This window comes from Crateriforma spongiae (assembly GCF_012290005.1).
Classification (GTDB): Bacteria; Planctomycetota; Planctomycetia; order Pirellulales; family Pirellulaceae; genus Crateriforma; species Crateriforma spongiae.
Genome location: NZ_JAAXMS010000003.1, coordinates 589182 through 602216, shown reverse-complemented (window position 1 = coordinate 602216; position 13035 = coordinate 589182). Strand labels below are relative to the sequence as shown.

The 13035-nt window shown below is 60.0% G+C and carries 10 protein-coding genes; 9 read left to right on the top strand and 1 reads right to left on the bottom strand.

Annotated features, from left to right (window positions below):
• Positions 1-139: 139 nt before the first annotated feature.
• The 8 genes from HFP54_RS10395 to HFP54_RS10360 all read left to right on the top strand — a co-directional run bounded on the left by HFP54_RS10395 (position 140) and on the right by HFP54_RS10360 (position 10690).
• Positions 140-1732, top strand: coding sequence for a sulfatase family protein (locus tag HFP54_RS10395; protein ID WP_168565068.1), 1593 nt, complete (start codon positions 140-142; stop codon positions 1730-1732).
• A gap of 545 nt (positions 1733-2277) precedes the next feature.
• The gene (rpe, locus tag HFP54_RS10390) at positions 2278-3027 is read left to right on the top strand and encodes a ribulose-phosphate 3-epimerase (RefSeq protein WP_168565067.1); all 750 of its coding nucleotides are present in this window, start codon (positions 2278-2280) and stop codon (positions 3025-3027) included.
• Positions 3024-3614 carry a histidine phosphatase family protein gene (locus HFP54_RS10385; protein WP_235951546.1) on the top strand — a complete coding sequence of 197 codons (591 nt, stop codon included), beginning with the start codon at positions 3024-3026 and terminating at the stop codon, positions 3612-3614. The genes rpe and HFP54_RS10385 overlap by 4 nt, the downstream gene beginning before the upstream one ends.
• A gap of 497 nt (positions 3615-4111) precedes the next feature.
• Positions 4112-5692 (top strand): DUF1549 domain-containing protein, encoded by a 1581-nt coding sequence (locus HFP54_RS10380; protein ID WP_168565232.1) that lies wholly within the window; start codon positions 4112-4114, stop codon positions 5690-5692.
• Between the two features lie 57 nt (positions 5693-5749).
• Positions 5750-7018, top strand: a complete 1269-nt coding sequence (locus tag HFP54_RS10375; RefSeq protein ID WP_146415100.1) for a DUF1501 domain-containing protein — start codon at positions 5750-5752, stop codon at positions 7016-7018.
• 128 nt (positions 7019-7146) lie between these two features.
• The gene (locus tag HFP54_RS10370) at positions 7147-7758 is read left to right on the top strand and encodes an RNA polymerase sigma factor (RefSeq protein WP_146415102.1); all 612 of its coding nucleotides are present in this window, start codon (positions 7147-7149) and stop codon (positions 7756-7758) included.
• 3 nt (positions 7759-7761) lie between these two features.
• The gene (locus HFP54_RS10365; RefSeq protein WP_168565066.1) at positions 7762-9858 is read left to right on the top strand and encodes a hypothetical protein; all 2097 of its coding nucleotides are present in this window, start codon (positions 7762-7764) and stop codon (positions 9856-9858) included.
• Between the two features lie 163 nt (positions 9859-10021).
• Complete coding sequence (locus HFP54_RS10360; RefSeq protein WP_168565065.1) at positions 10022-10690, top strand: DUF4339 domain-containing protein; 669 nt, start codon at positions 10022-10024, stop codon at positions 10688-10690.
• Positions 10691-10713: 23 nt separating this feature from the next.
• Here HFP54_RS10360 and HFP54_RS10355 read toward each other — a convergent pair whose 3' ends face one another.
• Positions 10714-11556 (bottom strand): class I SAM-dependent methyltransferase, encoded by an 843-nt coding sequence (locus tag HFP54_RS10355; RefSeq protein WP_146415108.1) that lies wholly within the window; start codon positions 11554-11556, stop codon positions 10714-10716.
• Between the two features lie 156 nt (positions 11557-11712).
• On the opposite strand from HFP54_RS10355, the gene gap reads away from it, so the two are divergent.
• Complete coding sequence (gene gap / locus HFP54_RS10350) at positions 11713-12708, top strand: type I glyceraldehyde-3-phosphate dehydrogenase (RefSeq protein WP_146415109.1); 996 nt, start codon at positions 11713-11715, stop codon at positions 12706-12708.
• Positions 12709-13035 lie beyond the last annotated feature (327 nt).

The following is a 13035-nucleotide window of genomic DNA, read 5'->3' as shown; positions in this document are numbered from 1 at the left end:
CTTCAGGCCATCACAAACGGTCGCAGGGTATCTGAACTTCTGTCTTCGGGTAAACAGCGAATCGGCGACGGTTGGCCTAAGATGTCGTGCCTTCTTGCGTCCCCCCTTCCTTGCACACGCGTTGCCGAGCCCCTCCGACATGCCGTTTTCCCGTTCCAGACGTCCCGCGCGCTTCATCGCGCCGCTGATCCTGTTTTATTGTTTCGTCGTCGCAGCGGCCCGCCCACTTGGCGCCCAATCGGCCACCGAATCGCAGGCGGACCGGTTGAATGTGGTGTTCATCCTGTGCGACGACCACCGCTTCGATTGTCTGGGCGCCGCCGGTCATCCGTTTTTACAAACGCCCCATTTGGACGCCCTGGCCGATTCGGGGACTCGATTGACGTCAGCGTACGTCACCACGTCGCTTTGTTCGCCCAGTCGGGCATCAATTCTGACCGGCCAGTACGCCCACAATCACCACGTGATCGACAACTATCACGAAGTCGATCCGAATCTGCGTTTTTTTCCCCAGGACCTGCAAGCCGCCGGGTACCAGACCGCCTTCATCGGCAAATGGCACATGGGTGGCGACGACGACCAGCCCCAACGCGGGTTCGACCACTGGGTTTCCTTCAAAGGGCAGGGGACTTACTGGCCGGACGGCCATGGCACGACACGTGAAGTGCCCCAGACGACCTATGACGGCCTGAACGTCAACGGCCAACGTGTGAAGCAAAACGGTTACATCACGGACGAACTGACTGATTACGCGGAAGATTGGTTGAATCAGTTGGATCCCGACCGGCCTTTCTTTCTGTACCTCAGTCACAAAGCGGTCCACGCGGACTTTGTGCCGGCGGATCGCCACCGTGGACGCTACGACGACCAACCCTTGCCGATCACCATCCCCAGTGACGAAACGTTGCACCGGGGTGGCATCCCAATGTGGGTGCGGAATCAACGCAACAGTCGGCACGGCGCGGACTTCGGATACAACCTGGCCGATTTTGATCCCGCGGTTTACTACCGGCGGTACTGCGAATCTCTATTGGCGGTGGACGATGGTGTCGGACGTTTGATGCAATGTTTGCGTTCCATCGACGCGGCAGACAACACCCTGGTGATTTACATGGGCGACAACGGATTTCAATTCGGCGACCACGGCCTGATCGACAAACGCACCGCGTACGAAGCGTCGGCGAAGGTTCCTCTGTTGTTCCATGCACCGGGACGTGTGCCGGCGGGCAAAGAGTTTGACGGGTTGGTCGCGGGCATTGATATCGCGCCGACGATTTTGGAAGCGACCGAATCGAAACCAATGACCTCGATCGACGGAACCAGTTTCTGGAAACCGTTGTGCCAAGCGGACGCTTCGCCTTTGGCCGACCGGACGTTGTTGTACGAGTACTATTGGGAACGCAACTATCCTCACACACCCACACTGCATGCGGTTTTTGGCGGCCGATACAAATACATCCGCTGTCATGGACTGTGGGACAAGGATGAACTGTATGACTTGCAAACGGACCCTGACGAACTGGTCAACCTAATTGATGCACCGGAGCACCAGAACCGCGTCGCGAAAATGAACCGACGCCTTTGGGAAATGCTGGAACAGACCGACGGGATGGAAGTTCCATTGCTGGAAGACCGGGGACCACGTTTCCCATGGCGTCATCCCGACAAGACGGACGCGGCCGAATTTCACGACGATTATTTTCACCGCAGCGAGCCGCCGCGCAGGCCTTGATGTCGGGCGTGAGCCGGTTCGGCCGTGCCGATGGCCGACCGTTTCTCGATTGAGTGGGAACCGAGCCCACCAGTGTCGGATCCCCCGATGGCGGACGGCTGTTTTGCATCGAATTGGCCCAACGCGAGGTCGGTGCCCAAAAACCGCACCCACGAAAATCGGATTTTACGGAAAAATCGCAACCTTTAGGCCAGATTCCCAAATGAAGAATCGCCGAGTTTCACGGACTCGGCGGCCATTTCGGGGGAGGCTTCAGCCGGGGATCAGGGAATTCGCCGATTGACACCCGGCCGGCTTCTCTGCAGTCTGTTCCGCCACTTGGCCCGCGAACGCCACTTGCGCCCCCGCACCATCGACACCGCCGATCGAACGACGGGATCTTGGAACGGGGTTTGCGAAATCGCCTTGGACGCCAGTCGCCCGACTGACACCATGGCATGGGGGATGCGGGCCTGGCGTCATCTTTTTCGTCCGGTGTCCGGCGGCATCACCGCCGGACCGATGGTCGGCGAAGGTGGCTTTGTGAACTCGACGCGAGAGACTGCATGTCTTCTGACGCCAACCGCAATCGATCTGAACGAATCCGCGTGTTTCGCGAGTCAACGCCGATGGTGTTGCCCAGCGTTTTGAACGCGGATTTTGGAGATCTGGGCGGTGAACTCCAGCGATTGACCGATGCCGGTGCCCGGGCGCTTCACCTGGACGTGATGGACGGTCACTTTGTGCCCAACCTGACCTTCGGGATGCCGATCGTCGAAGGCTTGCGACGCCACACCGATTTGCCGCTGGACGTGCATCTGATGATCAGCGATCCGCTGCGTTACGCAGCGCCGATGGTCGACGCGGGCGCGGACATGCTGACCTTTCACGTCGAAGCGGTCGACGATCCGGTGGCTGCGGCCCAGACCATTGCCGACCTTGGCGTCGCGGTCGGGGTCGCGATCAATCCGGACGCGTCGATGGACCAATTGGAACCGTGTTTGGACCACGTCGACATGGTTTTGATCATGAGCGTCCAAGCCGGCTTTGGCGGACAAGCCTTCAACCCCATCGCGTTGGAACGCCTTCGTTCGCTTCGCAACCGATACCCGGATTTGTTGCTGGAAGCCGACGGTGGCATCAAAGCGTCCAACATTGCCGAGGTTCGTGCGGCAGGTTGCGATTGCTTCGTCGTCGGATCGGCGATCTTGAAAAGCGACGACTATGGCAAAGCGATCGACGAACTGAATGACCAGATCGCTGCGGCAAATCCGTCCGGTGCAGACGTCAGTCCAGGACAGGAGGCCACACGATGATGTTGTTGTCACGCGCCCCGCAGCGGGCCCAAGTCCTGCTGATCCGCCCCGGTTCCACCGAATTTGATGAACAGGGTCGCATCAAAGGCAGCCTGGACATTCCGCTTAGCAAATCGGGCAAGCGAGAAGTGGCGTCGATGGCGTCCGAGTTGTCCAACCTGAACGTCGGTGTGATCTATGCATCACCCTGCCGGTCCGCTCAACAGACGGCAAAGCGGTTGGCCGAAGGCCGCGACGTGCGGGTCAAGACGATCGAATGCTTGCGTAACATCGACCACGGTTTGTGGCACGGAAAGTTGATCGAGGAAGTCCGCCGCAACCAACCGCGGGTCTATCGCGCCGGCCAGGAATCCCCTGACGATTTCTGTCCCCCGGAAGGCGAACCCATCTCGATGGCCAAGGAACGGGTTCGCAAGGGAATCCGAAAACTGATCCGTCGTCCCGGGGGCTGCGTGATCGCGATGATCGTCCCCGATCCGCTGGCGACGTTGGTCGAAAGTTGCCTGCGCGGCGAACAGTTGAGCAATCTGTGGCAAGCCGAAACGCGGGCCGCCGACTGGACGCTGATCGAAACCACCACCGCGTGACCCGGACCCGGCCCGGCACCGACGGGCCGAAAATCCGCTGGAACCGTTAAATCCGTTCCCTGGGGTGGGAATTCACTGGCCGACGGCATTGCTTGGTACCGGATTTGATCGGTCGCGGCCACGATCGTGTTTGCAGACCGAATACACTGCATCGCACGGTTCAACACCGCTGTTGGTTTCGTCGGTTCGATTCGGACCGATTCGACGGCCGCGGGTACTTTCGCCGCGGATCGGCGTTCGAACTGTGACAAGCCGCCGCACCTTTGACTTTTCGGGGTGACTCTTCTGGGGCCGAACGCGATGCGACAATCGTGGGGATGCCTTGGTGGACGTTACCAAGGGTTTCGCCGCCGATGATTCGATTGCCTTCATCACCGTTTTCACATCCATCCGCGCCAGGCGGCCGTCGTGTTTTGACGGCGGCGTCGATCTGTTTGGCTTGGTTTGTTTTCGCCAGCGTGGATGTTCAGGTTGTCCGGGCCGATGACGCCGATTCCATGCAGCGTCCGGAGATGTGTGACCGGATCGACGCCCGCATCGAATCGGTGTGGACCGATTGGGAAATGCGTCCTTCGGCCGAAGCGGATGACGCGACGTGGTGCCGTCGTGTGTTTCTGGATTTGATCGGCCGGATCCCTTCGGTCGCCGAACTGGAAGCTTTCACCGACGATCGATCACCGCAGAAGCACGTCGCACTGGTCCAACGGTTGTTGCACGACGATCGGTACACCGCGGAGTACGCGAATCACTGGGCAGGCATTTGGACCAACCTGCTGATCGGACGCAGCGGCGGGATGGACCGCCGATCGTTGACCGACCGCAGCGGCATGCAAAAGTACCTGCGTGATTCGTTCGCGGGAAACCGGACCTACGACAAGATCGTGTTCGACTTGATCACCGCGACCGGGACCACCAAGCCCGGCACCGAGAACTTCAACGGTGCGGTGAACTTTCTGGTTGATAAAGTCAACGCCGAAAAGGGAACGCTGGCAACCAGCAGCACGTCCCGCATCTTCCTTGGCCAACAAGTCCAGTGCACACAGTGCCACAATCACCCGTTCAATCAGTGGAAACAACAGAAGTTCTGGGAATTCAATTCCTTCTTTCGGCAAACGCGAGCCTTGCGGCGATTCCAGTCGGGAACCCGCGACATCGATCACGCCGAATTGATCGACCAAGACTTCGCCGGCGAAGCGGGTGATCCGGATGATGCGTTGGTGTTTTATGAATTGCGAAACGGCTTGACCAAGGTCGCGTATCCGGTGTTCACCGACGGGACCGAGGTGGACGTCAGCGGATTCGTCAGCGACGTGAATCGGCGACAGGAACTGGCGCGGCTGATGCTGCAAAGCGAGTTTCTGGACAAGATGATCGTCAATCGGATGTGGGCGCACTTCTTGGGCTACGGTTTCACTCGACCGATTGACGATCTTGGGCCGCACAACCCGCCGACCCATCCGGAGTTGCTGGATGAACTGGCTGCGGAATTTCGCCGAAGCAGTTACGACCTGAAGAAACTGCAGGCTTGGATCACACTCAGTCGGCCCTATCGCTTGTCGGCCACCAAGAACGCGACGAACGAATTGGACGATCCGTCGATCGGCGAGACGCCCAAGTTTTCGCGTTTCTATCTACGTCAGATGTCCGCCGAGCAACTGTATCAATCACTGTTGACGGCGACCGGTGCAACCCCCGAAGGCAGCTACGAAGAACAGGAACAACAACGACGACGTTGGCTGCAGCAATTCGTCGTTGCTTTCGGTACCGACGAAGGCGATGAAGCGACGACGTTCAACGGATCGATCCCGCAGGCGTTGATGTTGTTCAACGGTGAATTAACGCGGCGAGCCACCAAGACCGAGACGGGCGGATTTCTGGATCGGTTGACCCGCACATCGAAGTCACCGCGTGAATCGGTACGCCGATTGTTCTTGGCGGGTCTGGCACGACAACCGACTGCACCGGAGATCCGCATCGCGGCCAAGCTGATGGCGGCCCGGGGCGGCGACCAGAAAGAAATGCTGGGCGACATGTGGTGGGCCATTTTGAACAGCAACGAATTCATCATGCAACATTGACGACGACGCCCGCATATCAAAGCAACGTTTGACTTTTCTTCTTTTGGGAAACGGACCATGTTCTTCACCACTCCGACGGGAATGACACGGCGGCACTTCATCAGCCACCTGGCCGGCTCATCCGCTATGGCCGCTTCGGCGATGACGCTGGGAAGCGCGATCGGTGCCAACGCTGACAGCCTGCGGAAGAACCGCAAGTCGGCGATCCTGTTATGGATGGGTGGCGGTCCGTCGACGATCGACTTGTGGGACTTGAAACCCGGCGCACCGACCGGCGGTCCCTTCAAACCGATCGGAACGACCGGCGATGTGCAGATCTGTGAACACTTGCCCAAGGTCGCCCAGCAGATGCAGCATCTGTCGATCGTCCGCAGCATGTCCACCCGCGAAGCGGACCACAATCGCGGCCGGTATTACATGCACACCGGTTTCGTTCCCAACCCGAACATTGAACACCCGACCTATGGCAGCGTCATTTCACACGAATTGATGCACCAGAGACCGGAATTGGAAATCCCCCCCTTCGTTTCGGTCGGCGGCAGTAGCGGCGGTCCGGGATTTTTGGGCATGGCTTGGTCGCCGTTTTCAGTGACCAGCGATGGTCGCGTTAGGAACTTGGAAATGCGGCTGGACGACCAGCGTTTGCGCCAACGTGTCGCGGCGTTGGATTTGATCGAAAGCGGATTCATTCGACGAACTCGTGACACGCCGGCTGGTGAACACGCCAAGGTCTTGGACAAAACCGTCGCGTTGATGACCAGCGACCAGATGAAAGCGTTTGACGTCGACAGCGAACCCGAGGCGATGAAGGAACGCTACGGGACCAACCGTTTCGGCCAAGGCTGTTTGCTGGCCCGTCGGTTGGTCGAAGCCGGCGTGCCGTTTGTGGAGGTCGACTTGGGCGGCTGGGATAATCACCAGGGGATCCATGCGACCCTGCGCGATCAACGCTTGCCGGTGTTGGACCAGGCGATGAGTGCGTTGGTCGAAGACCTGAACCAGCGTGGCATGTGGCAAGACACGGTGGTCCTGTGGATGGGCGAATTCGGGCGAACGCCTCGGATCAATCAAAACGCCGGACGCGATCACTTTGCCAGGGCTTGGTCCTGTGTCGTCGGGGGCGGTTCGTTGCGAGGCGGTATCGCAGTCGGGCAAACGAATGCGGACGGAACCGCGGTGGACACCGAGCCGTATAGCAGCGAAGACTTAATGTCGACCGTTTGCCACGGCCTGGGAATTTCCACCGACAAGACCTTCACCAGCAAAAACGGCAGGCCGATGAAGATTGCCGGGGGTGGTAAACTGATTACCGAACTGACGGCTTAGCGAAGCGGATCGCCACTGCGGCACCACCGATGGGGCACGCAGACGATCGCCGCGGGGCCCTGACGGAAGGAAACGGTTTCGCCCAAGCCGCTTGGTAACGACTGACTTCGCCCCGCTGTGAAAGCTTGATGCCCGGATCGGATGACCCGCCCGCCGCGTCGACCGATCCGGATGGTCGCCCTGTGACGCCACAGGTCCCGTCCGACGAATCGGCCGACGACGCGAATTTGACGCCCGCCCAGCTGATCCAACGCCACCAACGTGGCGTCTGGCGGTACCTGCGCATGCTGGGGTGCGACGAAGCCACGGCGGATGATTTGACGCAGGACACATTCCTGCGAGTACTGCGGCGGAAAAACTTCGTTCAACACAATGATTCCGCGACCGCCGGCTATCTGCGTCGTACCGCCTACAACTTGCTGATTTCCCAGCATCGTAAGACCGGGCGGATGCGAACGGTGGGTGATTCGGTGGTTCTGGATGAGGCCTGGCAACGCTGGGCCGGAAAGGATTTGACCGGTGACGCCGCAACCGATGCGTTGCGGCAGTGTTTGAAACAATTGACCGATCGTGCCCAGATGGCGTTGAGGATGCGGTTTGCCGAACAGGCCAGCCGGATCGAAATCGGCGACGCCTTGGGGATCACCGATCACGGCGCGCGAAACTTGATGCAGCGGGCCAAGAAACAACTACGTGATTGCGTCGACCAACGTCTGAATCAGACCGAGTCCGACACCTGAACCATGAACGCGACGAACCCAAACGACCGCGAATTCGACGACGGCGACGAAGGCCAGGACTTGGTCTTGGACGGGTTGCTGCGCGAAATCCTGAACAACAGTGATCCGCCCGATCTGTCGTCAAAGATTCTGCGTCGACTGAGCCAGGAAACCGAAAACGTCCAACCACCTCCGGTCGTTCGGCGTGACCGAGTTTCAAAAGTAGAAAACGATGGCTCGGATGCGCCGCAAGATCCGCGCCCGGTGGTCCAGCCCTCTGGTGGGCCCGATGCGTCGGGTTCCAGAACAACGTTGGCCGTGGTGATGACCTTGGCCGCTTCGTTGTTGCTTGCCTTGGCCTGGTACGGCTGGGACACGCGACCGACCGGTGACGCCCCCTCGGTGGCAGAAAAGCCTGTGGGTCCCGACAGGGACACCGTGGCCGCCGATAACGAACCGGGGCAGGGCGATGCATTCAAACAGAATGATGCACCGGAGCCCCCCGATCAATTTGCGGCGACGCCGGATCGACCGACAGATTCGGCTTTGGCCGATGCGTCCCCCGACAACTTGCCGAGCGTCAAAACGCTTCACGACGGCAGCGATGGCTCCGGTGCAACCACCCGCAACAACCCAGGTAACACCGCGGTGGCGGTGCAGCGGATCGAACGTTGGTTGGAATCGCAACGACCGCCGGCGTTGAACGTCGCGGTGGTTGATGATCTGCTGGACGACCAGTTTGAACGCTACTGGACATCGCTTGGCGTCACACCGACGCCACAGCGAAGCGATCAACAATGGGCCCAATTTGTACGCGACCGCTTGAATGTGGATCTGGATCCTTCGTTACACGACGATGCGGACCGGATTCGACAGGTGCTGATGGGTTCCGACCAGTCCAGGACGGTCGCACGTCAATTGTTGGACGATTGGACCGATGGCGGCTTGCAAAGTGTGGGAACACAAAAGCGACAAGCGTTGATTCAGTCGCTGGCTGAAGTGATCCGCGACGGTGACAACGCGGCGGTGTGGTTGGCAGACCTGATGGGCGGACAGCATCCCGATTCGGCCGCATTCGCCAAAGCAATGTCACGGGGCGGCCCACACGCGATGGTGGGACGATTCGCATCGTTATCGATGGGTCGCGATGTCCGTTGTTTACGTTGTCATGACGCGTTGGTCGACACCGGTGCGGCGCAACAAGAATACTGGGCATTTGCCGGTCTGATTCGCAATCGTCCATCCAGCGACGCCGATTCGCCGGTCTTCTTCGACGCGACCGACGGACGACGGGTGATGACCCGACCAGGCGCAGTGATCCGCTGGGTGGTCGGTGACACTTGGCCGGCACCAACCGCTTCACGCGGCGGTGATGGCAATCGCGAAGTTCTTGATTTGGACGGTCGAATCGAACAACGAACGCGGTGGGCCCAATCGTTGACGCGTTCACCCGCGGTTGCCGATGGTCTGGTCAACGCGATCTGGGAATCGGTTTATCAACGTCCGCTGCAGGGCAGTTTGGTCGATGTCGACAGTGCACCGATGGACGCGACTTTGGGCCAGATCGAACAAACGTTGGTTGCCGATCTGTGGGCCAACCAGTTCGATTTGGCTCGTACCATCGCGCTGGTCGTCGCTTCGCCGCCGGCCGATCGGACCACTGCCGCGTCGTTATCGACCGACCAACCATGGACAATCGATCCGGCCGACGATCAAGCCTATGCGGCCTTTGCGGCTTCGCGGGCGGCGGTCAGTCGGATCTCGATGCGCAAGCGTGGCGAATTGGTGATGGCGACCGGCGGCGGATTGCTGCGGATCGAAAACGACCAAGTCGTCTTGGCACAGGGTCTTCACTCGGGTGCCGCCAACGATGACGGCCTTTCGGCGCGGGAACAGTTGCGTCAGTTACAGATGCGTGATTTTCCGGTTCGCGAAGACACGTATCCCGTCGCCTGGTTGGCCAGCGTGGCCGATGCCGATTCGCGTCTGGACCACCTGTGCTTCCTGGCGGGTTGGGACGACGTGCCGCCGCTGGTTTCCGAAGCAGATCGTTCAATGCGTGACGGCAAGATCCCGGAAAAGCTGCGTCTGCACCGTCTGTGGTGGATGATCCAGCCTTGATTCCTGATGGTCGTCAGCGGGCATCGGCCGGGTCAGTCCGTGGGGGACGAATCGCGGTGACGATTGCACTACACTGATGGTGCACGGCGCGGGGAAGTCCGCGCCAGAAACACCCCGCCGGATTGACACCGTTCGGCCCGCTTTTCGATCTGATCTTGACGCCATGGGAATCCGATTTGCCTGCCATCATTGTGGCAAGGGACTGAACATCAAGAACGAATTGGCGGGAAAACGAGGCGTTTGTCCGGAGTGCAAGAAGCGATTTCGGATCCCTTTGTCCGACGCTGATTTTTCGATCTCCGTTGATACCGGCGATGACGAGGCCAGCGACGACACCGGTCAAAAGCCACCGGTCCAGCCCGCCGTGACCGCGCCGATCGCGGATTCGTTGCTGGACGATCCGGACGCGGCTTGGTACGTACGTCCGGCCGAAGGAGGTCAGTACGGGCCGGCAACCAGCGAAACATTGGCCCAGTGGATCGACGATGGTCGCGTGGCTCATGACGCCTTGGTTTGGCGTGACGGTTGGCCCCAGTGGCGACCGGCCCCTGAAGCGTTTCCCGAACGAGTGGACAAATTGCCCCTGGCGTCGCAAGCAGTCGACGCCCGCACCGAGGCGGCCGCCGACGCAGGCAACGCAGAACCCGCGGCGATCGATACCGACCAAGTCGCCCCCATCGATGGCACCGGCGACGCGATCCAATTGGCCGGCGATCCCGCGATCGGCGCGACTCGTGGCAAACGGACGGACCGGCGTGGGGTTTCAATCGGCATGCTGGCCGGCGTGTGCGTGGCGCTGGTCGCCGTCTTGATCTATATCGTCACCCGCTAGTCACCATCATTCCGATCTGCTGGTCACCGCGCGACCACGATGAACCCGCCGATCTTTGACGGCAAACGTGGTCGTCTGGACAAAAAGCCCGTGCCATCGGCGGCGATTCGGTGCACCTGATCGACGGTCCAACCGGCCTGGTGAACGGCCGCCGTGATTTCAGTTTGTGAAAACCGGTGCAAGAACATCTGGCTGAGCCCGCGATAGGCATAAACGTGATCGCCGAACTCCAGATCCTTCCGGGTCCAGGACTTCACCGCCGAAGCCAGCCAGCGACGCATCCCACCGGGTTCGGCAAACCAAGCCGCACGATGGTGGACATGCACCACCAACCGGCCTCCGTCGCGGGTCATCCGGCGGGCATGCTTCAGTACGGCGTTTCGATTGGCGTGTCCCTGAATCATGCCCAGCGTGCTGAACATGCAGATGGTGTGGTCGACCGAATCGTCGGCCAGCGCCCCCATTTCGACCAGGTTGGCTTGGACCGGATCGATGCGTCCGATCGGTAAATCGGGCTGTGAATCCGTCGGAATCTCTTGTGCGACTCGCCGCATCAGGTTCTGCAGCATCGGTCGGCTCAGGTCGATCGCGACCACGTCGTAACCGCGTCGGGCCAGCGGAATCGCCGATCGGCCGGTCCCGCATCCCAAATCGGCGATCCGACAGCCTGCGGTTTCGCGTCGCGGGAACAATTCCGCCAGGAATTCATCATCTAAGTGGCACAGCGGTGTATCGGCCACAAACGCGTCGTAATGGTCGGCGATCGTCCGCTGATGAAGATACTGCCAGGTTCCCGGGGCCACGCCGCGCGGTCGTCGCCACTGTGGCGGCGTCGGATCGGGCGGGGGCTGTTTCAAGTCGGTCATGCTTTCCTATAATCCCGCTCCGTGAACGACGTGTCAGCGGTCTTCCTACGACCGTCTGCATCATGGTCCCCACAGAATCTATTCCACCGCCGGCCTGGGGTCTGTAGCGACTTTGGCTTGGCTGATGTCCCAAGAGAGAACAGAAAGAGACGAACCGTGGCAGTTAAAGTCGGAATCAATGGTTTTGGTCGTATCGGCCGGATGGTGTTTCGTTCGTCGGTCACCCGCGACGATATCGAAGTGGTCGCGATCAACGACTTGTTGGACGTTGATTACTTGGCCTACATGCTGCAATACGACTCGGTTCACGGCCCGTTCAAGGGCGAGGTCGCTGTCGACGGCGACGCCCTGGTCGTCAACGGCAAAAAGATCCGCATCACCGCCGAAACGGATCCCGCCCAACTGAAATGGGGCGACGCGGGTGTCGACGTCGTCGTCGAATCGACCGGTATTTTCTTGACCGCGGATTCCGCACAAGGCCACTTGGACGCTGGTGCCAAGAAGGTGGTGATGTCGGCACCGTCCAAGGACGACACCCCGATGTTCGTCATGGGCGTCAACGACGACAGCTATGCCGGCCAAAAGTTCGTTTCCAACGCTTCGTGCACGACCAACTGCTTGGCACCGCTGGCCAAGGTCTTGAACGACAGCTTCGGCATCAAGCGTGGTTTGATGACCACCGTTCACGCCGCCACCGCGACCCAAAAGACCGTCGACGGACCGTCGAAGAAAGACTGGCGCGGCGGCCGCGGCATCTTGGAAAACATCATCCCGTCCAGCACCGGTGCGGCCAAAGCCGTCGGCAAGGTCATTCCGGAATTGAACGGCAAGCTGACCGGCATGGCTTTCCGCGTTCCCACCAGCGACGTTTCGGTCGTCGACCTGACCGTCGAACTGGAAAAGGAAACCACCTATGAGGACATCTGCAAGGCAATGAAGGCAGCCGCCGATGGCCCGATGAAGGGTGTCCTGGGTTACACCGAAGACAAGGTCGTTTCGACCGACTTCCGTGGCGAAGCTCGCACTTCGGTCTTCGACGCCGGCGCCGGAATCCAACTGGATGGCACCTTCGTCAAGGTCGTCTCCTGGTACGACAACGAATGGGGCTACAGCAACAAGGTGCTGGACTTGGTCGCGAAGATCAGCGAGTAATCGCCGACCGGCCGGCGAGTGATTCGGACACGAATCGCTTCACCGCACCTTTGTCAAACATGCCACGCAGCGGGCCCGCCGAACCATCGGCGCGGCCCGCTGCTTTTTTTATGCCTTTCCCAGTCTTGCCCGCGGCCGGCAATGACACGTGTTTGCACAGCGGCGTCTCGGTTTCCTGTCGAGACCTGGCAATCTTCCTATCCAGACATGGCAATCTCGCATTGACCGCCGCGTCGGCTGCTTGGTAGTTGGACATGAGCGAAATTCAAAATTTTCTTTCATTCCAGCGCCGCACCCGGCAAATTGATCGCTAACACGCCGTCGCCG

What these genes read in the sequence shown, in the direction of transcription:
- HFP54_RS10365 (WP_168565066.1), top strand. Translation starts at nt 7,762, where the DNA reads ATGAACGCGACGAACCCAAACGACCGCGAATTCGACGACGGCGACGAA.
- HFP54_RS10385 (WP_235951546.1), top strand. Translation starts at nt 3,024, where the DNA reads ATGATGTTGTTGTCACGCGCCCCGCAGCGGGCCCAAGTCCTGCTGATC.
- HFP54_RS10355 (WP_146415108.1), bottom strand. Translation starts at nt 11,556, where the DNA reads ATGACCGACTTGAAACAGCCCCCGCCCGATCCGACGCCGCCACAGTGG.
- HFP54_RS10370 (WP_146415102.1), top strand. Translation starts at nt 7,147, where the DNA reads ATGCCCGGATCGGATGACCCGCCCGCCGCGTCGACCGATCCGGATGGT.
- HFP54_RS10360 (WP_168565065.1), top strand. Translation starts at nt 10,022, where the DNA reads ATGGGAATCCGATTTGCCTGCCATCATTGTGGCAAGGGACTGAACATC.
- HFP54_RS10380 (WP_168565232.1), top strand. Translation starts at nt 4,112, where the DNA reads ATGCAGCGTCCGGAGATGTGTGACCGGATCGACGCCCGCATCGAATCG.
- rpe (WP_168565067.1), top strand. Translation starts at nt 2,278, where the DNA reads ATGTCTTCTGACGCCAACCGCAATCGATCTGAACGAATCCGCGTGTTT.
- HFP54_RS10375 (WP_146415100.1), top strand. Translation starts at nt 5,750, where the DNA reads ATGTTCTTCACCACTCCGACGGGAATGACACGGCGGCACTTCATCAGC.
- HFP54_RS10395 (WP_168565068.1), top strand. Translation starts at nt 140, where the DNA reads ATGCCGTTTTCCCGTTCCAGACGTCCCGCGCGCTTCATCGCGCCGCTG.